This is a genomic window from Massilia sp. Root351 (assembly GCF_001425045.1).
In the GTDB taxonomy this organism is placed as follows: domain Bacteria; phylum Pseudomonadota; class Gammaproteobacteria; order Burkholderiales; family Burkholderiaceae_D; genus Rugamonas.
The window spans coordinates 1-21,370 of record NZ_LMDJ01000033.1 but is presented as its reverse complement, the minus strand read 5'-3'; the positions used below and the strand labels follow the sequence as shown (position 1 = coordinate 21,370).

24 protein-coding genes, 2 tRNA genes and 1 riboswitch are annotated in these 21,370 nt (G+C 63.6%); of the genes, 12 read left to right on the top strand and 14 right to left on the bottom strand.

Going from position 1 to position 21,370, the window contains the following annotated elements:
- Window positions 1-38: 38 nt before the first annotated feature.
- Complete coding sequence (locus tag ASD15_RS25070) at window positions 39-461, top strand: OsmC family protein (RefSeq protein ID WP_057157781.1); 423 nt, start codon at window positions 39-41, stop codon at window positions 459-461.
- A 1-nt stretch (window position 462) separates the two neighbouring features.
- Here the strand turns inward: ASD15_RS25070 and ASD15_RS25065 are convergent, their stop codons facing one another.
- The 11 genes from ASD15_RS25065 to glyA form a co-directional block, all read right to left on the bottom strand.
- Complete coding sequence (locus ASD15_RS25065) at window positions 463-1,089, bottom strand: riboflavin synthase (RefSeq protein WP_057157780.1); 627 nt, start codon at window positions 1,087-1,089, stop codon at window positions 463-465.
- A 9-nt stretch (window positions 1,090-1,098) separates the two neighbouring features.
- On the bottom strand, window positions 1,099-2,196 hold the full coding sequence (gene ribD / locus ASD15_RS25060) for a bifunctional diaminohydroxyphosphoribosylaminopyrimidine deaminase/5-amino-6-(5-phosphoribosylamino)uracil reductase RibD (RefSeq protein WP_057157779.1): 1,098 nt from the start codon (window positions 2,194-2,196) through the stop codon (window positions 1,099-1,101).
- Window positions 2,197-2,208: 12 nt separating this feature from the next.
- Window positions 2,209-2,808 carry a GspH/FimT family protein gene (locus ASD15_RS25055; protein ID WP_082552170.1) on the bottom strand — a complete coding sequence of 200 codons (600 nt, stop codon included), beginning with the start codon at window positions 2,806-2,808 and terminating at the stop codon, window positions 2,209-2,211.
- A 68-nt stretch (window positions 2,809-2,876) separates the two neighbouring features.
- Window positions 2,877-3,332 (bottom strand): type IV pilin protein, encoded by a 456-nt coding sequence (locus ASD15_RS25050; RefSeq protein WP_057157778.1) that lies wholly within the window; start codon window positions 3,330-3,332, stop codon window positions 2,877-2,879.
- The gene (locus ASD15_RS25045) at window positions 3,329-5,626 is read right to left on the bottom strand and encodes a pilus assembly protein (protein ID WP_082552135.1); all 2,298 of its coding nucleotides are present in this window, start codon (window positions 5,624-5,626) and stop codon (window positions 3,329-3,331) included. Before ASD15_RS25045 ends, ASD15_RS25050 begins: the two co-directional genes overlap by 4 nt.
- Window positions 5,623-6,237, bottom strand: a complete 615-nt coding sequence (locus ASD15_RS25040) for a PilX N-terminal domain-containing pilus assembly protein (protein ID WP_082552169.1) — start codon at window positions 6,235-6,237, stop codon at window positions 5,623-5,625. Before ASD15_RS25040 ends, ASD15_RS25045 begins: the two co-directional genes overlap by 4 nt.
- 17 nt (window positions 6,238-6,254) lie before the next feature.
- Complete coding sequence (locus ASD15_RS25035; protein ID WP_229418329.1) at window positions 6,255-7,283, bottom strand: PilW family protein; 1,029 nt, start codon at window positions 7,281-7,283, stop codon at window positions 6,255-6,257.
- Window positions 7,280-7,834 carry a type IV pilus modification protein PilV gene (gene pilV, locus ASD15_RS25030; protein WP_057157775.1) on the bottom strand — a complete coding sequence of 185 codons (555 nt, stop codon included), beginning with the start codon at window positions 7,832-7,834 and terminating at the stop codon, window positions 7,280-7,282. The genes ASD15_RS25035 and pilV overlap by 4 nt, the downstream gene beginning before the upstream one ends.
- 45 nt (window positions 7,835-7,879) lie before the next feature.
- Window positions 7,880-8,065: a hypothetical protein gene (locus ASD15_RS25025; protein WP_157201148.1), complete on the bottom strand. Its 186-nt coding sequence runs from the start codon at window positions 8,063-8,065 to the stop codon at window positions 7,880-7,882.
- 165 nt (window positions 8,066-8,230) lie between these two features.
- Window positions 8,231-8,692 carry a transcriptional regulator NrdR gene (gene nrdR / locus ASD15_RS25020; protein WP_057157773.1) on the bottom strand — a complete coding sequence of 154 codons (462 nt, stop codon included), beginning with the start codon at window positions 8,690-8,692 and terminating at the stop codon, window positions 8,231-8,233.
- Window positions 8,693-8,770: 78 nt separating this feature from the next.
- Entirely contained in the window at window positions 8,771-10,015 is a 1,245-nt protein-coding gene (glyA, locus tag ASD15_RS25015) for a serine hydroxymethyltransferase (RefSeq protein ID WP_057157772.1), read from the bottom strand.
- Window positions 10,016-10,105: 90 nt separating this feature from the next.
- Window positions 10,106-10,225: riboswitch (ZMP/ZTP riboswitch) on the bottom strand.
- An 85-nt stretch (window positions 10,226-10,310) separates the two neighbouring features.
- Between glyA and ASD15_RS25010 the strand changes: the two genes are divergently transcribed.
- The 10 genes from ASD15_RS25010 to ASD15_RS24965 all read left to right on the top strand — a co-directional run bounded on the left by ASD15_RS25010 (window position 10,311) and on the right by ASD15_RS24965 (window position 16,637).
- The gene (locus tag ASD15_RS25010) at window positions 10,311-11,057 is read left to right on the top strand and encodes an SDR family oxidoreductase (protein WP_057157771.1); all 747 of its coding nucleotides are present in this window, start codon (window positions 10,311-10,313) and stop codon (window positions 11,055-11,057) included.
- Window positions 11,058-11,163: 106 nt separating this feature from the next.
- Complete coding sequence (gene ybgC / locus ASD15_RS25005) at window positions 11,164-11,586, top strand: tol-pal system-associated acyl-CoA thioesterase (RefSeq protein ID WP_056397459.1); 423 nt, start codon at window positions 11,164-11,166, stop codon at window positions 11,584-11,586.
- A 4-nt stretch (window positions 11,587-11,590) separates the two neighbouring features.
- Window positions 11,591-12,280 (top strand): protein TolQ, encoded by a 690-nt coding sequence (tolQ, locus tag ASD15_RS25000; protein ID WP_057157770.1) that lies wholly within the window; start codon window positions 11,591-11,593, stop codon window positions 12,278-12,280.
- A 15-nt stretch (window positions 12,281-12,295) separates the two neighbouring features.
- The gene (locus tag ASD15_RS24995) at window positions 12,296-12,736 is read left to right on the top strand and encodes an ExbD/TolR family protein (RefSeq protein WP_057157769.1); all 441 of its coding nucleotides are present in this window, start codon (window positions 12,296-12,298) and stop codon (window positions 12,734-12,736) included.
- 2 nt (window positions 12,737-12,738) lie between these two features.
- A complete protein-coding gene (gene tolA, locus ASD15_RS24990; protein ID WP_307188304.1) occupies window positions 12,739-13,668 on the top strand; it encodes a cell envelope integrity protein TolA in 930 nt (309 codons plus the stop codon).
- Window positions 13,669-13,676: 8 nt separating this feature from the next.
- Window positions 13,677-14,951, top strand: a complete 1,275-nt coding sequence (tolB, locus tag ASD15_RS24985) for a Tol-Pal system beta propeller repeat protein TolB (protein ID WP_057157768.1) — start codon at window positions 13,677-13,679, stop codon at window positions 14,949-14,951.
- 35 nt (window positions 14,952-14,986) lie between these two features.
- Window positions 14,987-15,514 carry a peptidoglycan-associated lipoprotein Pal gene (gene pal, locus ASD15_RS24980; protein WP_057157767.1) on the top strand — a complete coding sequence of 176 codons (528 nt, stop codon included), beginning with the start codon at window positions 14,987-14,989 and terminating at the stop codon, window positions 15,512-15,514.
- A gap of 87 nt (window positions 15,515-15,601) precedes the next feature.
- The gene (gene ybgF / locus ASD15_RS24975; protein WP_057157766.1) at window positions 15,602-16,369 is read left to right on the top strand and encodes a tol-pal system protein YbgF; all 768 of its coding nucleotides are present in this window, start codon (window positions 15,602-15,604) and stop codon (window positions 16,367-16,369) included.
- Window positions 16,370-16,456: 87 nt separating this feature from the next.
- Window positions 16,457-16,532: transfer RNA gene (locus tag ASD15_RS24970), tRNA-Lys, on the top strand.
- Between the two features lie 29 nt (window positions 16,533-16,561).
- Window positions 16,562-16,637: transfer RNA gene (locus ASD15_RS24965), tRNA-Lys, on the top strand.
- A gap of 91 nt (window positions 16,638-16,728) precedes the next feature.
- On the opposite strand, the gene ASD15_RS32650 is transcribed toward ASD15_RS24965, so the two are convergent.
- A complete protein-coding gene (locus tag ASD15_RS32650) occupies window positions 16,729-17,550 on the bottom strand; it encodes a hypothetical protein (protein WP_157201147.1) in 822 nt (273 codons plus the stop codon).
- Between the two features lie 374 nt (window positions 17,551-17,924).
- Between ASD15_RS32650 and ASD15_RS24955 the strand changes: the two genes are divergently transcribed.
- Complete coding sequence (locus tag ASD15_RS24955) at window positions 17,925-18,866, top strand: integrase arm-type DNA-binding domain-containing protein (RefSeq protein WP_057157764.1); 942 nt, start codon at window positions 17,925-17,927, stop codon at window positions 18,864-18,866.
- Window positions 18,867-18,973: 107 nt separating this feature from the next.
- Here ASD15_RS24955 and istB read toward each other — a convergent pair whose 3' ends face one another.
- A complete protein-coding gene (gene istB, locus ASD15_RS24950) occupies window positions 18,974-19,753 on the bottom strand; it encodes an IS21-like element helper ATPase IstB (RefSeq protein ID WP_057157763.1) in 780 nt (259 codons plus the stop codon).
- Window positions 19,750-21,243, bottom strand: a complete 1,494-nt coding sequence (gene istA, locus ASD15_RS24945) for an IS21 family transposase (RefSeq protein ID WP_057157762.1) — start codon at window positions 21,241-21,243, stop codon at window positions 19,750-19,752. Before istA ends, istB begins: the two co-directional genes overlap by 4 nt.
- Between the last annotated feature and the right edge of the window lie 127 nt (window positions 21,244-21,370).

The following is a 21,370-nucleotide window of genomic DNA, read 5'->3' as shown; positions in this document are numbered from 1 at the left end:
AGGATGGTGACTCCCGTAACCCACAATGAGGAGGCACTATGAAGACTCACGGATCGGCCGTCTGGTCGGGCGGCATCAAGGATGGCAAGGGCGCCATCAGCACGCAAAGCGGCGCCATGAAGGACTACCCTTACGGCTTTGCCAGCCGCTTCGAGGGCAAGCCAGGCACCAACCCGGAGGAATTGATCGGCGCCGCGCACGCGGGCTGCTTCACGATGGCGCTGTCGCTGATCCTGGGAGAAGCCGGGCTGACCGCCGAAAAAATGGATACCAAGGCGGAAGTGACGCTCGACAAGGTGGCCGACGGCTTCTCCATCACCGCCGTGCACCTGACGCTGCAGGCGAAAATCCCGGGCGCCGACAAGGCCACCTTTGACGAATTGACCGCCAAGGCCAAGGCGGGCTGCCCGGTATCGAAACTACTGAACGCCAACATTACGCTGGACGCGACCCTGCTCTGATTTACTTACCCGCCGACAGCATGCGTTCGACGTAGCGGGCGATCAGGTCGATCTCCAGATTGACCTTCCCGCCCACCGTCAGGTGCTTGAGCGTGGTGACGGAAATGGTGTGCGGGATCAGGTTGATCGAGAACTGGCACACCATGCCGTCGCCGCTGCCGATGTCGTTCACCCGGTTGACGGTCAGCGACACGCCGTTGACCACCACCGAGCCCTTGAACGCCAGGAACTTGGCCAGGTCGCGCGGCGCTTCGATCACCAGCTCCCACGATTCGCCCACCGGCTCGAACTTGCGTACCACGCCCAGGCCGTCCACGTGGCCGGACACCAGGTGGCCGCCGAGCCGTTCGGCCAGGGTCAGCGCCTTTTCAAGGTTGACTTCGGAGGTGCCGTCCAGTCCCACGGTGCAATTCAGGCTCTCGCGCGAGACATCGACCTTGAAGGTGGTGTCGGTTTTCTCGATGACGGTCATGCAGGCGCCGTTCAGGGCGATCGAGTCGCCCAGGGCGACATCGGCCAGCGGCAGGCCGCCGGCGTCGATTTCCAGGCGCACGCCTGCGTCATGGCCGCCTTCGAGGGGCTGGACCGAAGTGATTTTGCCGACTGCGGCAACAATTCCAGTAAACATGGTGCTATCTCATTGTGAAGTGAATCTGGCAAGGATACGCAAATCTGCGCCGATCTGCTGAACCTGGTGGAATTTCAGGCTCTTGCGCCCGCTTAATTCCGTCAGCGCGGGCAAGGCGAACATGCCCTGGGCGTCGCCCAGCAGCATGGGCGCCAGGTAGACCAGCAGCTCGTCCACGCAGCCTTCCCGTATCAGGGAGCCATTCAACTTGCCGCCCGCCTCCACGTGCAGTTCGTTGATCTGGCGGCGCCCCAGTTCGCGCATCAGCTCCGCCAGGTCCACCTTGCCGTGCGGATTGGGCAGCGTGATGATTTCGGCGCCCACGGCGCGCAGCGCGGCTTCCTTTTCAGGGTCGCCGACGGCAGCCACCACCCAGGTGCCGCCGCCTTCGAGCACGCGCGCGGACGGACTGATGTCCAGGCGGCTGTCCACCACGACGCGGCGCGGCTGGCGCGGGGTGTCCACCGAGCGCACGGTCAATTGCGGATCGTCCGCCTTGACCGTGCCGATGCCGGTCACGATGGCGCAGGCGCGTGCGCGCCAGGCGTGGCCGTCGGCGCGCGCCTCGGGGCCGGTGATCCACTGGCTCTGGCCATTGTGCAGCGCCGTCATGCCGTCCAGGCTGGCGGCGGTTTTCATGCGCACCCACGGCAGGCCGCGCGTCATGCGCGAGAAGAAACCGATGTTCAGCTCATACGCCTGCTGCGCCAGCAAGCCACTGGAGACCTCGATGCCGGCCGCCGCCAGCTTGGCCAGGCCCTGTCCCGCTACCAGCGGATTCGGGTCCTCCATTGCAGCGACCACGCGGCCCAGGCCCGCACGCACCAGCGCGTCCGAACATGGCGGCGTACGGCCGTGGTGGTTGCACGGTTCGAGCGTGACGTAAGCGGTGGCGCCGCGCACGTCGTGGCCGCGCGCCTGCGCGTCCTTCATGGCCTGGATTTCCGCATGGTCCTGCCCGGCAGGCTGGGTTACGCCGGCGCCGATCACCCGGCCGCCGCGCACGATGACGCAGCCGATGCGCGGGTTGGGCGAAGTGGTGTACAGCCCCTTGGCGGCCCATTCCAGGGCCAGCGCCATGCCTTCGGTGTCGTTGTTGATTTCCACTGTTTCGCTTGTCTAATCTGCGCTGGTGCAGACATCCGGCTGCGCGACGGGATCGCACACCCTTACCCGGCCCAGCATGTTGATCTTGATGAGGCGTTTGTGCTCGCCGGCTTCCAGCGTCAGCGTGCCCCAGCGCGCCGCCTGGCTGTTGCCAGCCTGGCAGCTGCGCCCAGCGCCATTATAGGCAAGATATTGCGCGCCCGTGCCGGAAGTGAAGCGCGAAGCGAGATGGACGCCGTCCGCCAGTGGCTGCTGGACGGCGATGCGCTCCTCGCCCGGGTCGGGACGGCGGTTGGCGTTGAGGTCGGCAAAGACGGTCCAGCCGTGCTGCCAGGCCGCGCCGCTCGGGTCGGCGGGCGCCATCAGCACCACGCCTCCCCGCGCAATGGCCATGGAGCGGGTCAGGTCGATGGCGCCCAGCAGGTCGTTCAGGGCGGCGCGCAGTTGCTGCTTTTGCAGCACGGCTTGCAGGCTGGGGGCCGCGGCGCCGGCCAGGATGGCGGCAACCGCCAGCGCAACCAGCAGCTCAATCAGCGTGTGCGCGGACGCGCTGCGGCGAGGGGGCAATCGGAGCGGCGACAGGCGCGGCGACGGCAAGCGGAGCGACGGCATGTGGACGGCCTGCATGCTGACGCCCTGCGCCGAGCCGGCCTGCGCGCGGTCTGCGGCATGGCCGCCGCTTAGTGCCAGCAGCGCACGCCCTGGCCTGTCGCCAGACGCAGGCCGGTGCTGGTCAGTATCAGATTTCCGCATTCGTCGTCCTTGTAATTCGCGTCCACCTGGCTTGTGCCCGGCGAGGCAATCAGCTGCACGCAGTTTTCAATGGTGTCGTCATCGCAGGCTTTCGCCTCTATCTCGTAGGCGCTGCCGGCCGCGCTGGCCCCGGACCACCATTTGAACTGTCGCTCGGCCGGCTCGGTGGAAGCAGGAGAAAACACAATGTAGCTGTTGTGGGCACTGAAGTAGCGCTCTTGCTGCTGCATCAGCAACTGCAAGGCGGCCTGCCCTTCCACCCGCTTGCTGCGCAGGACGAACTGGCTATAGGACGGATAGGAGAAGGCGGCCAGCACCATGCCGATCACCAGCACAATGAGTACCTCCAGCACGGTCCAGCCCTCGCTGCGGCAAGTGCTCATGGCCGCCCCGCCCTCGCCCGCGCAGCGCGGTGCAGCTCACGCCAGTTCGCCACCTCGCGCCAGCCGATGCGGCCGGCAGTGACCACGGCACGGGTCCGCGTTGACGCCGGCGCACTCGCCGTCCGCGCGCCCAGGTTGACGGCCGTGATGCGTTTGGCCACAGCAGAACGGCCCCCGGCCTGGCGTGCGGCCGGCGCCGTGGCCGTCACGATCGCCGCCGGCGCTCCGGGCAGGTGGTCCGCCAGCAGGCTGCCGGCCGGTTCACCGGACATGGGCAGTCCTTCGCTGTTTGGCGCCAGCCCGGTCAGCACATCCATCGCGTAACTGCGGCTGGCGATCGGCGCGCAGGCGCTGGCGCCGGTGATGGCCGTGTTGAAGAAGACCTGCCCCTGCGCCGCCGATGCGCCGGTGACGCTGCGCTCGCCACCTGCTGTGCCGGTAAAGTCGACATACCAGCCCTGCTGGCCGGCGGCGCCGCCATACGTGAAGGCGCGGCCCTGCAGTTCGAGCATGGCGGCGCCGGGCAAGCCTTCAAGAGTGCGCTCGGCGAGATCCGCCCTGCCGAGTGGCCAGCCTGTGCCTGGTGTCGCCGCGGCCGGGGTGCGGGCTTGCGCGGTGGCAGGAACCTCGGCAGCGATGCCGGTAACGGACGCGGTACGGGCGGCGGAAGCTGGATAGCCTTCCGACGCGGCGCGGGCGCCCGGGCTATCGTCCAGCACTGCATAGAACGATTGCTGGGCGTAGTTGGCCGGATCGCGGTCGCGCGCGCCAAAGAGCTGGCCGGTCCCGAACAGGATCAGGTAGCCGCCGTCCGGCGCATTGACGGCGCGCGGCTGGCCGGCAATTGGCTGCCGCGTGCGATTGGCGTCCCGCGCCACGAACACCGGCCCCTCGGCAGCACTGCGCCAAGGCGCACCGCCACTGAAATTGAAGCGCCACAGGTTGCCCTGCAAGTCGCCCGCATAGGCAAAGCGCACGGCGCCGCTGCGGTCCAGCACAAGCGCGGGCGCGCTTAGCGCATTGACGCGTCCCGGCTCGCCGGCGGGCGCGTGCAGGCGATAGTAGTTGCGGTTCAGGCGCCAGGCTTCGCCGGCAGGCTTGTCGAGCGCGAACAGGAACAAGGCACTCGCATTGCCGGCATCGGCATGGCCGTCGGCCGCGTGGTTATTGACGCCGCTGCTGACGATGGCGAAATGGCGGACGTCGTCCGCACCGCTGCTCAGGCGTAGCCGGGCCAACTGCGGCAGCGACGTGACATTGCCCATCGCAGCGTCGTCCCGGTCGGTGAACTCCCACAGCGCGCCGCCGCCCTGCGGAAAGGTGGACGGGCTGGTGACGTCCAGTGCGAACACGCCTTGGGCGCCGGCCCCCATGGCCGATATCAGCACCGTTTTCCAGGCGCCCGCCACCTGCGCGTCCGCCGCGCCGGCCGGGCCGTCCACGAAAGCGCTGTGCTCATAGCCTTGCTCGGGCAGCAGGTTCAGCTGGGAAAACAAGGCGTCCGGCACATAGGCGAACAGCTCGGCGCCGCTGGCAGCATCGAACGCGTGCAGCATGCCGTCGTTGGCGCCGAGATACACGGCCGGGCGGCGCGACCGCTTGCTGTCGTAGAAAGTCCGATAGCTGACACTGCCAGCGGCAGGCGCGCCGGCATCGGGGGGGCCGGCATACACGGGGATGCTGTTCACGGCATCGCCAAGGATGCTGCTGCGCGCGCGGAACAGGCGGCCTTCCTGGCTGCGGTCGCCGCGCAGCCAGGCCAGGCGCTGCTTGCCCCTTTGGTCGGACGCTGTCGGCGCCGGCGGCGGTGCGCGGTTCAACGCAGTACGCTGCGCTGCGGAGAGCTGATCCCACGCCAGCGGAACGGTCTGGCGCACGCCCTGCACCACCTTGGACGTGTAAATGCGGCGCGCATTGGACGCATCCGGCAAGGCGTCCAGCAAGGCAGCGGCATCCCATTGAGGGGGCGAGAGCTGCGGCACACCCGAATCGTCCACGCTGAGTGCAGAACGGGTGAAGTGCCCGCTCCATCCGTCCGGGCGCGCGCTGGCCTGGAACACGGCCATGCCGGAAGGTGTGGACGCCACCAGCGCCGCAGCGCGCACAGCGTCGGGGCGCGGCACGCAGCCGGCGCCCAGCGGTTCCGACGCCAGCTCCACCAGCGGTGGCGACGCCGCGGTGGCAGCGGGCTCCGTAACGCGGCCGACCGCAGCCGCTTGCGCCATGGCAGGCGCAGCAGCAATCGCCAGCCCCGCCCACGCTCGGCAGGACCACTTGCCAGCGTGAATGCTCATGGCATACCTCCCCCATCCGCCCGCCGGTAGCTCCCCTGCAGCACGACTTCGGTCGACTCTTTCGCACCGAATCCGATGGCGGTCACCCGGTAGAAGTAATGCATAGCGCCCGCATCTTCACCGGGCGGATGGTAGGGTACGCGCTCAATGATGTAGCGGGGCCGCTTGAACGGCAGAAAGCCCTGGCCCGTCTCCATGATCGCTCCCGTGTAGCGTCCGAACGGCACCGAGCGCGTGGCCGCGCCGTCGTCGCCGAGATCGACGGCTTCCCATACAGGAGCATCGCCGCCGGTGTAGGCGCACAAGCCCAGCGCCGGATTGTCGGTCCCCAGGCCGCAGTCCGGAACAAACCCCAGGCCATTGCCGGCGGCCAGCAGTGCAGTACGGGCCGGCGCGCTGGCGGCGCCGCCATTGATTTCCCTTTCCGCGTCGGCCAGCGCATCCTCCGCAGCTTGCAGCGCAACGTAGCGGTCCCGCTCCGCGCGCGCCGCCTTCTCACCCAGCATGGCAGTGCGCGCGGCCGAAGCGCCCAGCAACAACACGGCTATCAGCATCAGCAGCGTCACCAGCAAAGCCATGCCCTGCTCGGCCAGCACAGCGCTGCCACTCATTTGCCTGAAGACGGCCATCACGGACCTCCCGGGTTGCGCAGCGCTATCGATGCTTCAAACAGCCGCCGCACGCGCTGGCGTTGGACTTCGGGCAGCAGACTTTCCTGGATGCGCACGCCACGGTCGCGCTCGGCCGCAGTGGCGGAGTAGGCGCCGCCGAGCAAATCGTATGGCGCAGTTTCCGCGCCGGGGCGCGAATGCGCCTCGCCATGCAGCAGCAAGCCGACCTTGATGCTGGCGACGCGCTTCCACCAGGTCTTGCGGTTCAAGTCCTGCGCCCTTGCCGCTGCCGTGGCGCCCTCCAGCACCAGTTCCGCATCCAGCGCGCGGACGGCGCTGGCGTTCAGGTAGCGGTTGGGGATGCCGTCCGAAGGCGTGTCGGTGTCGATGCCATAGAGGACCTGGAAAGAGTCCACGCCGCGCACGATGGCGTCCGCCCCCCAGCTGTTTGCGCTCTTGTATTTGCAGCGTAACTCGGCCACGCCGTCGCCGCCTGCTGCGACGTAGAAGATGCTCCATCCGCGCTGCGCCTCCGTGCCGGCCGCGGCCGTACCGAACCCGGCACAGTTGAGTACCGAGCCGTCCGCGTCCGGACTGCCGGAGCCTGCGAAGCGCAGGGCCAGCACGTCGCTGCCATTGACCGCGTTCGCGAGCGGCTCGTCGATGCCAGTGGAGGTGCGGCTGATGCTGGCCGCGTCCAGTCCGCTGATGTTGGCGCTGGCTTCCGGCAGCGTGGCAGGAGGCACGCCGGCGGCGTCCCAGTTGACGAAGGCGGCCTGGCGCACCGCCTGGCCGACCATGGCCAGCGCGTAGCGGCCGCTGTCATTCAGGCGGGCGCTTTCAGTGTGATGCACATAGTTGGCGCTGGCGTTGACCACCAGCGCACTGGCCGCCAGCGTAACCAGCATGCCAACGGCCAGAGCAACCAGCATTTCAACCAGGCCCAAGCCTCGCATGGCCGCGTTGCGGCGCGCCGTCCCGTGCTGCATGCTGCGCCGGCGCAGCGGCGCGGCCGCGCGCTGAATGGCATCCCCTGCGCCGTTCATGGCGTGGCTCCCGCCATCGCCAGCGCCACGCCGGGGGAGTAGCCGCCCGCTGCATCCCTGGCAGGCGTACCGTCGGGATTCCTGCCGCGCCAGCCTATTTTGATAACGACCGGCGCACCGGGGCCGCCGGCACAGGACCAGCGCAGTTGACCGCTAGCCCACATGCCGGTGTCGCGGCAGATGCGCACCCGTCCGGCCGGCAATTGCGCGGCAACCTGGCGTTTCAGATCGTAGATATCGGCGTCGGCCATGGCCGCGCTGTCGCACATGGCAGCCCAGCACTGGCGGCCCGGTGCGGCCGGGACAGGCTCAGTGTGCGCGTCGTAGTCGAGCGCCAGGTAAGCCATCGCGAGCTGGGCGGGGTTGGCGCGCATGCGGTCGGCCATGGCCGAAGCCATCTGCGCGGCGTTGCTCAGCAATTGCGACTCGTACCGCACGCGCATCGCCACCAGCTGCATGGCGCTGGCACCCAGCACGCCGATGGCCAGCACCACTACAGCCACCAGCACTTCGATCAGCGCAAAGCCGCGCACCCGCCGTTGCGACACCATTCGCCACCTCCGCACATGCCAACTGAGGGACAACCTGAATGCAAGTTAGCAGCGCACGCGGCGGGCGGTTTGCGGCAGATCAAAGCAGAGGTAACTCTTCCTTAAAAATGTGCCATCCGTTTCGAGCTGCAGCGCGAATTTGCTCAAGCCAAGGAAAAAGCGATGCGGGACGGACGGCAGGAAGGGATGCCGCCAGGACGGCAGCAAAGACGGCAGCAAGGAATGCAGCAAGGCCAGGCCGCCCTGCTCGCCCTCCAACTAAGCCAGCGTTTCGGGCCGTTGCCGGACGACATCGCTGCAATGGTCGCCAACGCCGGTGCGGCGCAGCCGCAGGACTGCGCCAAGGCCGTCATCGACGCAGCCTGGACCAGATTTTCCCACGCCACTGAACGGGCGCTAGGACTTCGGCGATTGCCCCACTTCTTCGATAGCGTCCTGAAACTCGGCCAGGTCCTCGAAATTCTTGTAGACCGACGCGAAGCGGATATAGGCCACCTTGTCCAGCCGCTTCAGTTCCTGCATCACCAGCTCGCCGATGTAGTGCGAATCGACTTCGCGCTTGCCGCTGGTGAGCAGCTTCTCTTCGATCGCCTGCACCGCCAGGTCCACCGAGGCAGCCGCGACGGGCCGCTTGCGCAAGGCCAGCGTCAGGGAGCCGCGCAACTTGGCCGCAGCGTATTCCGTGCGGCTGCCGTTCTTTTTGACCACGAAGGGCATCACAAGTTCAATCCGCTCGTAGGTCGTGAAGCGCTTGTCGCACTTGCCGCAGCGGCGGCGGCGGCGGATCGCGTCCCCTTCCTCCGACACGCGGGTGTCGAGGACGTGGATTTCTTCATGCTGACAGAACGGACATTTCATCTGGCGCGGCGCTTTCGAATGTTAAAAGAGCGCCGGACCGACACGGTCACGGCGCCCCTGATGTTACCAAGACAATGTTTAAGCGTAAACCGGATGCGCGTCAGCCAGCACCTTCACCGCCGCTTTGACGCGTTCGATGGTTGCCTCGTCGTGCGGGTTGTCCAGCACGTCGGCGATCAGGTTGCCCACTTGCTCGGCTTCCGCTTCCTTGAAACCGCGGGTGGTCATGGCCGGCGAACCCAGGCGGATGCCCGAGGTCACGAACGGCTTTTGCGGGTCATTCGGGATGCCGTTCTTGTTGCAGGTGATGTGCGCCTGGCCCAGGATGGCTTCGGCTTCCTTGCCGGTCAGGTTCTTGGCGCGCAGGTCCACCAGGAACACGTGCGACTCGGTACCGCCCGAGACGATGCGCAGGCCGCGCTTGATCAGCGTCTTGGCCAGCACGTCGGCGTTCTTCACTACCTGCTGCTGGTATTCCTTGAACGCCGGCTGCAGCGCTTCCTGGAAGGCCACGGCCTTGCCGGCGATGACGTGCATCAGCGGGCCGCCCTGGATGCCTGGGAAGATGGCCGAGTTGATGATCTTCTCGTGCTCGGCCTTCATCAGGATGATGCCGCCGCGCGGGCCGCGCAGCGATTTGTGCGTGGTCGAGGTGACGAAGTCGGCGTGCGGCACAGGATTCGGGTACAGGCCGGCGGCGATCAGGCCGGCGTAGTGGGCCATGTCGACCATGAAGTAGGCGCCCACCGATTTCGCCACGGCGGCGAAACGCTCGAAGTCGATCTTCTTGGAGAACGCCGACGCGCCGGCGATGATCAGCTTCGGCTTGTGTTCCTTGGCCAGCGCTTCCATCGCGTCATAGTCGATGTCCTCTTCCGCGGTCAGGCCGTAGGACACCACGTTGAACCACTTGCCGGACATGTTCAGCGCCATGCCGTGGGTCAGGTGGCCGCCTTCAGCCAGCGACATGCCCATGATGGTGTCGCCCGGTTTCAGCACGGCGAAGAACACGCCCTGGTTGGCTTGCGAACCCGAGTTCGGTTGCACGTTGGCCGCTTCCGCGCCGAACAGCTTCTTCACGCGGTCGATCGCCAGCTGTTCCACCACGTCCACGTATTCGCAGCCGCCGTAGTAGCGCTTGCCTGGATAGCCTTCGGCGTACTTGTTGGTCAGCTGGGAGCCCTGGGCTTCCATCACGGCCGGCGAGGTGTAGTTCTCGGAAGCGATCAGCTCGATATGGTCGTGCTGGCGGGTGTTTTCCTTGCCGATCGCGGCAAACAGTTCAGGATCGATGGAGGACAGGGTGTGATCTTTTGCAAACATGAAAAAACTCCAAGTGAGAGAGTAAATCTGGCAGGTGGATCGAATGAGGAACGCCAATAAGCGAGGAGCAGCCTCTTCGTGCTTTCCATCGGTGGCTGCCCAGGCGAACGGCTGTTGATTTGAAATCTCACGTTCCCCGGTGGATGCCCACCTTTCGCCGACAGATCGCGCAAGCGCAGACCCGGCTTTTCGCCAGTCACGTGAGACGTAATGGAAGCCAGATTGTACTATCAAGTTAGGCAATTACGCTACACTTGCCCTAATTTCCACCATGCCATCTTGCAAGGAACTTAATATGATCGTCTTCATCACCGGCGCCAGCGCCGGCTTCGGCGCCGCCATGGCGCGCGTGTTCACCGCCCATGGCCACAAAGCCATCATCGCCGCGCGCCGCACCGGGCGCCTGCAGGCGCTGGCCGCCGAACTGGGCGAGCAGGTGCTGCCGCTGGAACTGGATGTCACCGACAAAGCCGCCATCCGCGCCGCGCTGGACCGCCTGCCCGCCGAATGGCGCCAGATCGACGTGCTCGTCAACAACGCCGGCCTGGCGCTGGGCGTCAAGCCGGCCCACGAAGCCTCGCTGGACGACTGGGAAACCATGATAGACACCAACTGCAAGGGTCTGGTGACCATGACCCATGCCGTGCTGCCGGCGATGGTGGCGCGCGGCAGCGGCACCATCATCAACATCGGCTCCACCGCCGGCGCCTACCCTTACCCGGGCGGCAATGTGTACGGCGCCACCAAGGCCTTTGTCGAACAGTTCACGCTGAACCTGCGCGCCGACCTGGTGGGTACCGGCGTGCGCGCCACCAACCTGGCGCCCGGCCTGTGCGGCGGCACTGAATTCTCCAACGTGCGCCTGAAGGGCGACGACGCGGCCGCCGCCAAAGTCTACGAAGGCACGGTGCCGCTGTCGCCGCAGGATATTGCCAACACCGCCTACTGGATCGCCACCCTGCCGCCGCACATGAATGTGAACCAGATCGAACTGATGCCGACTTGTCAGGGTTTCTCCCCTTTCACCATCAAACGCGGCTAAAATTAGCGTTTTCGCCGGAAAAACGTAAGTGAGTGTTACAAGATGCTCAAACTGCCCGGCGAAATCGCGTAGAATATTGCCCAATCTCATTAGTAGTCAGAACAACATGCCTTCAGCCTTTACCTGGAATGTCCGTGTCTATTACGAAGACACCGATGCCGGTGGTATTGTCTATTACGCAAATTATCTCAAATTTTTCGAACGCGCGCGGACCGAATGGCTGCGCGCTATCGGCGTTGACCAGCACGCCCTGCTGCAGGAGCACGACGCCATGTTCGTCGTGAAGAATGTCGCCGCCGAGTATCATGCGCCAGCCAAACTGGACGATGTACTAAAATTAACCTTAAGTATCGAAAAGCTGGGCCGCGCTTCGCTGCAGTTCGTGCAGCAGGCCTGGAACGGCGATCAATTGCTCAACACGGCGCGCGTAAAAGTTGGTTGCGTCGATTCCGCGCTGCGGCCGCGCGCGGTCCCCGATGTGGTAGCGGCACGCATGCGCGGCGCCGAGTCATCCCCAAACTCAGACTGAAACAATGAACGTCACCCAAGACCTCTCCTTCATCGCCCTCATCTCCAACGCGCACCTGATCGTTCAGCTGATCATGGCGCTGCTGCTCGGTATCTCGCTCACCAGCTGGACCTACATTTTCCGCAAGATGTTCGCCGTGCGCGCCGCGCGCCGCCAGACCATCGACTTTGAAAAAACCTTCTGGGCCGGCGGCAACCTGCACGCCCTGCACCAGAGCGCCGGCAGCAACCGCGAACAGAGCGGCGCGCTGGCGCGCATCTTCGAAGCGGGCATGGGCGAGTTCATCAAGGGCAAGGCCGCGCACGCGGGCAGCCGCGAAATGGACGCCGGCGCCGTGCTGGACGGCGCGCGCCGCGCCATGCGCGCCGCCTTCCAGCGCGAAATGGACGCGCTCGAATCGCACCTGGCCTTCCTGGCCTCGGTCGGCTCGGTGTCGCCGTACATCGGCCTGCTGGGCACCGTGTGGGGCATCATGAACGCCTTCCGCGGCCTGGCCAACGTGCAGCAAGCCACGCTGGCCGCCGTCGCGCCCGGCATTGCCGAAGCGCTGATCGCCACCGCCATCGGCCTGTTCGCCGCGATTCCGGCCGTGGTCGCCTACAACCGCTTCTCGCACGATATCGACCGCCTGGCTATCCGTTTCGAGAGCTTTGTGGAAGAATTCTCCAACATCCTGCAGCGCCAGTCGCGCTAAGCGGAGAGGACAACCATGGCATCTTCTTTCTCCAGCGGCATGCGCGGCAGCCGAGGCAGCCGCAAGCTGAAGTCCGAGATCAACGTCGTACCCTACATCGACGTGATGCTGGTGCTGCTGATTATTTTCATGGTAATGCCGTCGTCGAACAACCCGTCGCAGGTGGACTTGCCGCAAGCCGAGCGCTCCACCCGCCCGCCGGACGACTATATCCAGATCATCATCAAGCCGAACGGCGCGCTGTCGATCGGCGTGCAGGGCAAGAACGCGGACGCGCCGGAAACCGAGCCGAACCGCGACGCGCTGGTACGCAAGCTGCGCAAGCTGCATGAGGCGCACCCCGAATACCCGGTGATGATTTCCGGCGACAAGGAAAGCAAGTACGACGATGTGATCCAGCTGATCTCCGAATCGAAGAAAATGGGCATCAACCGGGTCGGCCTGGCCACGAAGTAAGCATGACGATGAAACACGCAACCGCAGGCGGCCCGTACCGGGTGCCGAAACGCGACGACCGCTGGAGCTCGATCGGCCTGGCTGCGGCCATGCACGCGGGCCTGCTGTTCTTCCTGTGGGTGGGCGTGGCATGGCAGAACACCGAGCCGGTGGCCGTGGAAGCGGAAGTGTGGGATATGACCACCCAGACCGCCGCGCCGCCCGCGCCGACGCCGCCGCAGGTGAAGCCGGAGCCCGAACCGGAGCCGGAGCCGACCCCGGCCCCGCCGCCCAAGGTGGTAGCGCCACCAGTGGAGGCGCCGCCACCGGCCGTCGATCCGGACATCGCGCTGCAAAAGCGCAAGGCCAAGGAAAAGGCCGAAAAGGAACGCGTCGAAGAAGAGAAGGCGAAGAAAATCCTCGAGCAGAAGAAGCTCGAGGACCAGAGGAAGCTCGACGAGAAGAAAAAACTCGAGGAAAAGAGAGAGGCGGAAGAAAAAGCCAAGGAAGATAAGGCCAGGGAAGAAAAGAAAGCCGCGGAAAAAGCGGCCAAGGCCAAAGCGGAAGCAGAGCAGAAAAAGCTGGAAAAACAGCGTGCGGCGGATATGGCGCGCATCATGGGCACCGCTGGTGCAGGCACCACCGGCACGGCCGCGAAAGCGACCGCGCCGCGCCTGGACAGCGGCTACGTGGCCGCCATTACCGCCAAGATCAAGAGCAACATCGCGTATGGCGGCGGCGACACCGCCGGCAACCCGCGCGCCGAGTTCAAGATCGAGCAACTGCCAACTGGGGAAATTATTTCGGTCCGGAAGATCAAGAGTAGCGGTATTCCCGCCTACGACCTGGCGGTGGAAGCAGCCATCGCCAAGTCGTCGCCTTTGCCGAAGAAGAAAGACGGCTCGGTGGAACGCGAGATTACCGCAGGATTCAACATGAAAGATTTGCCTTGAGAACCAATATGAAAAAACTGACTAGCGTGACCAATGCCCTTGTCGCCGCCAGCCTGCTGGCCAGCCTGAACGCCTACGCGCAGCTGCGCGTGGAAATTTCGGGCGTCGGCAGCAACCAGATCCCGATCGCCGTGGCCGCCTTCGCCGACGAAAACCTGGCCCCTAGCCAGGCCTCGGCCATCATCAAGGCCGACCTGGAACGCAGCGGCATGTTCAAGATCATCGACGCCGGTACGGTCAGCAACGTCAACGACGTCGACTACAGCCAGTGGAAATCGCGCGGCGCCAACGCCATCGTGGTCGGCACCGTGAGCAAGCTGGCCAACGGCGCCTTCGACGTGCGCTACAAGCTGTTCGACACCATCAAGGCCACCAAGCTGTCGCAGCTGGACCAGTCCGCGCACCCCAACGAAACCCGCCTGGCGGCCCACAAGATCGCCGACGACGTGTTTGAAAAGCTGACCGGCGTGCGCGGCGCCTTCGCCACGCGCGTGGCCTACGTGGCCCAGCAAGGCCGCCAGTACCGCCTGGTGGTGGCCGACTCGGACGGCGAGAACGAACAGCCGGCGCTGATCTCCAACGAACCCATCATTTCGCCTTCCTGGTCGCCGGACGGCAACAAGGTGGCCTATGTGTCGTTCGAGCAGAAGAAGCCGGTGGTGTACGTGCAGAACCTGGTCACGCGCGCACGCACCGTCATCGCCAACGAGAAAGGCAGCAACTCGGCGCCATCTTGGTCGCCGGACGGCAGCAAGGTGGCCGTGGCCCTGTCCAAGTCGGGCAACACCCAGGTCTACATCGCCAACGCCGACGGCAGCGGCATCCGCCGCATCTCGAACAGCTCCGGCATCGACACCGAGCCGCAGTTCTCGGCCGACGGCCAGTACATCTACTTCACCAGCGACCGCAGCGGCGGCCCGCAGATCTACCGCATGAGCGCCAGCGGCGGCGACGCCAAGCGCGTCACTTTCAGCGGCAGCTACAACATCAGCCCGCGTATTTCCTCGGACGGAAACACGCTGGCTTACATCTCCCGGCGCGACGGCGGCAACTTCCAGCTTTACGTGATGGATCTCGCCTCCGGCCAGGAACAACGCCTGTCCGACACCACCAGCGACGAGTCGCCCAGTTTCGCTCCGAACGGCAAGTACTTGCTGTACGCGACCGTCTCGGGCGGCCGCAAATCGCTGGCTGTGGTGTCGGTCGACGGCCGCGTAAAGCAACGCTTGACGATTCAAGCGGGTAATATCAAGGAGCCCACCTGGGGTCCTTTCATGAAGTAAATGCAGTCTTTCATCAACGACCAGGAGAACTAAAAATGCGTAACGTTAAAAGCGTAGCCTTCATCCTCAGCACCGCAGCCCTGCTGTCGGCTTGCTCGACCCCAGTAAAAGTGGCAGAACCAGCGAAAGTGGAAGAAAAGCCAGTCGCTGCCGCCCCTACCCCTGAGCCAACCCGCCCAGTGGCGCCGGTCAGCACCGCTTCGATCGATCCACTGGACGATCCTAAAGGCGTGCTGGCCCAGCGTTCGGTATACTTCGACTTCGACAGCTACGTCGTGCGTGAAGACGGCAAGCCAGTGGTACAGAACCACTCCGGCTACCTGACCAAGAACGCCAAGCGTTCGATCCTGATCCAAGGCAACACCGACGAACGCGGCGGCGCGGAATACAACCTAGCCCTGGGCCAGAAGCGCGCGGAAGCCGTCCGTAAAGCCATGACCGCCCTGGGCGTGCCAGAGAGCCAGATCGAAGCCGTATCGCTGGGCAAGGAAAAGCCTAAAGCCGAAGGCCACAACGAAGAAGCATGGGCGCAAAACCGCCGTGCCGACATCGTCTACAAGTAATTCTGTAGTCGCAGTATGGCAACACACGGGGCGGCGCGCAGTTTATACTGCGCCCTGCCCCGTTTCTCTTTTGAAAGCGCACTGCACATGATGACACTGACCAAATCCGGCCTGCGTTCCGCCGCCGCCGCCCTGCTGGCCGCCGGCGCCTTCCTGCCGCTGCACGCCGGCGCCGCCCTGTTCGACGACGACGAAGCCCGCAAAGCCATTCTCGACCTGCGCGCCAAAGTGGAAGCCATGCGCGCCGAGTTGAACGGCCGTATCGACACCAAAGCCGACAAGTCCGTCGCACTGGACATGAACAATCAGCACGAGCAGACCATGAGCGAAATCGCCAAACTGCGCGGCTCGCTGGAAGTGCTGGCCAACGAACTGGCCAACACGCAAAAACGCCAAAAAGATTTCTACGTCGATCTCGACGCCCGCCTGCGCAAGCTCGAGCCGCGCCAGGTGACCATCGACGGCAAGACCGCCGCCGTGGATCCAAGCGAGCAGAAGGCCTACGACGCGGCCATGCTGCTGTTCAAGTCGGGCGACTTCAAGACCGCCGCTGTCGCGTTTGCCGAGTTCGTGCGCCAGTACCCCGAGTCGGGCTACGCGGCCAACGCCCAGTATTACCTGGGCACCACCCACTACGCGCAGAAAGACTGCAAGGCAGCGATCCTGGCCGAGCAAGTGGTCGTGAAAGCCTACCCGGACAGCCCGCGTGCGCCGGAAGCCATGCTGCTGATCGCGGGCTGCCAGGCCGAACTGAAAGCGGCAGCCAACGCCAAGAAGACGCTCACCGAGCTGATCAGCAAGTACCCGGACAGCGAGTCCGCCGCCACCGCGCGCGAGCGCCTGAAGGGCAAGTAGGCGGCAAACAAGCGGCTTGTGGCAAGTCTGATGCTCATGAGCATTTGACAGGACGGCCGGACACCCCTATAATCTTGCTTCTTTCGGGGGTCGTTAGCTCAGCTGGTAGAGCAGCGGACTTTTAATCCGTTGGTCGCAGGTTCGAATCCCGCACGGCCTACCACTCGAAAGAAGCCAAGGTTTTATGCCTTTGGGTCGTTAGCTCAGCTGGTAGAGCAGCGGACTTTTAATCCGTTGGTCGCAGGTTCGAATCCCGCACGGCCTACCAAGAATTATCAAGGAAGCCCACGAATTTCGGTTCGTGGGCTTTTTTGTGTCTGGTCGCTGTCTGGTCGCGCCGGATCGTATTCGTCTCGCCCTTAAGGCGGAAGCGAATTCCCCGTAAAATCGATAGAACCAATCCGTTGCTTGAGTTGCTCAAAGTCCGAGCAAGGGTAAGCAAATGCAATGAATTCTGTATCCCGGGAGTGGTCCAGCGCCTGCTCATGGGTATCAAATGCGCCCAAAAACAAAAGCTGGGAATCTTTCGCTTCGTTGAGCCATGGTATTTCCTCAAACGCAAGGAATAGAACCATGTCATCAAAAGGTGTGCCAGCAGGGGAAGCAACAAACAACCCTTGCCGCATCTTGCCATCCGGGGTCTGAATTCCACCGGGCCGCATCGACGCCGTCACATTATCAGGAACGCCCAAATCACCGATGCTGTATCGCCAAGCGGTAATCTTTAGCGCCCCTTCTTCAGAGGGGCGAACTAGAGTAAGTTGCTTTTTCCGAGCCGACTGCATAAGTGGGAAGCTATCGGCCTTCTGCAACTGAATCGTAAAAAGGTGGCCTCGCTGCGAATCCAAGGGGACAGATTTCCTTCGGATATAAGTAAAGACTTTGCCGTCCTGCGAGAAGTGGGCCTCACCGTCTGCATGATGGGAATACTTCACTAGATGGCTTGTCACCTTACCGTTTTCGGTCAGATCCAAAGAGGAGGTAATTGGTCCCCCTGCACGCAAAACCGCCTTACACGCAATTCCATTCGTCCTAACAAAGCCCGGAAAAAAGACATAAATTCCGCCGTCAGCAGCAAATCTAACTTTCGCAATCCGACGATAGCCGATTGATGATTTAACAACAATATCAAATAGGTCAAATCGTGCAATCGCGCCTTGCAAACTATACCCGCCAGTCATCTTAACCTTTCGTTAATCGCTTTCGCCGGTAGCATTCCATGCACCAAGTTCCCCGCAGCACACTGTCGTAAGAAGTAACCCACTGATGCCCTTCTGCACACGCAATACTAAATCTCCCCAAGACAGTGTGCAAGGTGTGCAGACGGCTTACATGAAAAGCACCGAAATGTCGGACCTTCCGCCAGACCGACCGGAAATAGACCGGACGCTGCCACTAAGGCGGGTACAAAAAAGCACAAGCTGCTATGCCCTTGAGCACTCCAGAGACATTCCACAGCACCCGCAGTTACGACACCCCGATTCACGGATTCGACCTTCTAGTACCCAAAAACGTACCACCATCAACCAACCTACCCACGATAGGAGCGTAAGCAATGAACAGACAGTTCCGCTTCAACAAGAAGCTGATCGATGCCCTCCCTCCGCATCCAGAAGATGCAAAGTCCAAGGAAAGTGAATACTCCGATACCGAAGTAGCAGGCCTGCGGGTGATCGTGACACGGAAGGGCCGCAAGTACTTCCTACTCCGCTATACCCTCAACGGCGCAAAGCGCAGCATGAAGTTGGGGGACTATCCTCAACTGGACGTGGCAGATGCCCGCCACCAAGCCCTAGATATTCGAGGCAAGATTGCGAACGGTATTGACCCGCAGCGCGAGCCAGAACCGACGCCGAAAGCAGATCTAACGCTCAAGGCCTTCGTGACCGACGACTATCTTCCCCACGCTTACGCCGCAAAGCGCAGCGCCAAGGACGACGAAAGCCGAATGCGCAACATCCTCCCTGACCTCGGCCACCTCCCGCTAACCCAGATCACCAGCCACTCCATTCAACAACTACACGACAAACTGCTCGTGCAAAAATGTGCCGCCACGGCCAACAGGCACCTGGCACTACTCAAGCGCTGCTTCAATCTGGCTATTATTTGGGGAAAGCTCGACGGCAAGAACCCTGCTCGCGGAATCCGAATGCACCAAGAGAACAACCAGCGGCACCGCTACTTGTCCGGACAGGAGTTACGGTCCTTCTTGTCGGCGCTGGAGGCGGAGCCGAATCGGGCCTTAGCTGACGCATTGAGCTTCCTTCTCGCGACCGGCGCAAGGCGATCCGAAGTCCTCAACGCTCGTTGGGATGCGATCGACCTAGAACAGCGCCAGTGGTATCTCCCACACACCAAGAGCGGGAGGAGCCGGTTCGTACTGCTCAACGATACGGCGCTGTGGTTCGCGTCAACTATCTTGTCCGGTCGGCGTCAATTATCTTGGCCGGTGAAGCGAGAGGTGTTTAGTCCTTCCTTTTCTTTGACTGTTGCGTAGTGCTAGCGGTCGCAGCGGTGCGGCGGCGGAGATCGGAAGAGCNTGGTTCGCGTCAACTATCTTGTCCGGTCGGCGTCAATTATCTTGGCCGGTGAAGCGAGAGGTGTTTAGTCCTTCCTTTTCTTTGACTGTTGCGTAGTGCTAGCGGTCGCAGCGGTGCGGCGGCGGTAGCTCTCGACGTTCAGCTCGAAGATGGTCGAGTGATGCACCAGCCGGTCGACCGCCGCGAGCGTCATTGCCGGCTCAGGGAACACTTCATCCCAGCCGGAAAATGGCTGATTCGCCGTCAACGCCATGCTCTTCCTTTCATAGCGCGCCGCGATCAGCTCGAACAGCACAGACGTCTCTGCCTGGTCGCGCCGGACGTAACTCAGGTCATCCAGAATTAACAAATCGAAGCGGTCCAGCCTGGCGATTTCTGCCGGAAGTCGCATCTCGCGCCGCGCCACTTGAAGGCGCTGCACCAAGTCGCTGGTGCGCGTGAAATGGACGCGGTAGCCTCGGTCGATCAAGCCATAACCGATGGCACMGACGAGGTGGCTTTTGCCCACGCCGGGCGGTCCAAACAACAGCAGGTTGGCGCCTTGCTCTATCCAGCCGTCGCCTTCCATCAGCGCCGTGACATGGGCCTGCGAGACGGTCGGCGTGCTCGCGAAATCGAAGCTCGACAGCAGCTTGCCCGGCAGCAGTTGCGATTCCAGCCGATGCCGTTCCAAGCGCCTCGCTTCCCGCTCGGCCAGTTCATGCTCCATCAAGGCGGCAAGGAAACGCTCAGCCGGCCAGCCTTCTTTGTTCGACTGCTCTGCCAGAACGGCCCACAGGCGTTTGACGGTCGGCAGCCGCAGTTCATTGAGAATCAGCGGCAGGCGCGCCGCGACACTGCTCATGCCGCCGCCAACAGCATGTCGTAGCTGGCCAGCGTGGGCAGCACGACCGTCACCTCCGGGTGCAATGCCGGGCGCGGAGCCATCTCCTGTCGTAGCTGCTCCAGATCTGGCAACTCGCCGGCGGCGAGCAGCAGCGCCAAGCGTTGCGCCAGTTCCGCCTCGCAGCCGCCATTGCCGGCCAAGTCCAGCAAGCCGACCATGAGCCGGCAGGCGCTGGCCTCGGGCAAATTGTCGCGCAGTTGCGCCCACATCTGGCGGTACTCTGTGCGGGGAAACAGCGCATCGCGCAGCACCGAGCGCGCCAGCGCGCCGGGTTTGCGCTTGAGTGCCGGCAGCAGATGACGGTAGTCGACGACCTTGGCGCGTCCACTGACCGGATCGGGCTGCCCGCGCCGCAATTCGAGCACGCACACATTGCCCAGCCAGCACTCCAGTCGCTCACTGTAGATCCGTACTTTCAGGCGGTGGCCCACCAGTCGCGACGGCGCTGTGTAGAGCACTTTTCTCACCGTCATGGTGCCGTACTTCGTGACGCGGGCATCGACTTCCTCGTAGTCGTTGCTGCGCCGCGCCGGCAAGGCGCGGAGCATGGCCCGCTCCTCGTTGAATTTGCCAGCCACGCGCGCATTGAGACGGCCGAACACTTCGGCCACGAAGCGTCGATATGCATCCAGGTCGGCGAAGTCGCGGTGCCCACGCAGCAGCAGTGCCYGCTCCATGGTGCGCTTGAGCGTGCCTTGGCGTGCTTCAATCGAGCCGTTCTCATGGCTCACGCCCAAGTTGTTGCGGCTGGGGCGCATGCCGTAATGCGTGCACAGCGCTTCGTACCGCCGCGTCAGCAATTCATGCTCGGCCACGTTGTTGAAGGCTGCCGCCAAGCTGTCGGTGCGGTGCTCCTCGGGTACGCCGCCCATCATCCACACCGCATTTTGCAAGCCCGACGACAGGGCCATGAAGCTCTCGCCGCCCAGCACAACCTCGACGTAGCGCCAACCGGAAAACGCCAGCGCGAATTGGTACAGCATGTGCAGCAGCGCTACCCCGGTAATCGTCACATGCAGCACGGCAGCGTGCGTAAAATCGGACAGGCCTAGACGGCCGGGCGGATGGGCTTGTGCGAAGTAAACCTCGCGCTCCTTGCCGTGGCTCGCACTCCAGGCTCGGACCCGACGCTGCAGCGTGCGCAACAAGGCGTCTTCGTACTGACCTGGATGGCGCCCTTGCATCTCTTCTAGAAGCGTTGTGGCCGTCAGCGCCGGTGACGCGACCAGCAACGGCACGATCTCGCTGTCCCAGACGGCTTCAAATGGATCGGCGCGGGTGCGCCATGCTCGCGCTTCGCGCTGTGACGGCAAGGCTTCCGTTCTGTCCAGGCGTCGCGCCGAACGCACGCTGATGCCGACCTTGGCGGCAGCGACTTCCTGGCCGAGCTTGGCTCTGAGTTTCTTGTAGATGCCCACTTGGTGATCTCCAATGCGTTTGCCGGCCACTCGTTGCCTCCCCAGCTCCATGCTGAATGAAACAACTGTAAACCTCGCTTCCGCACCGGGCCGGTTTCAGGTGACAACCGGCCAAGATAGTTGTCGTCTACCGGCCAAGATAATTGTCGCTCACCAG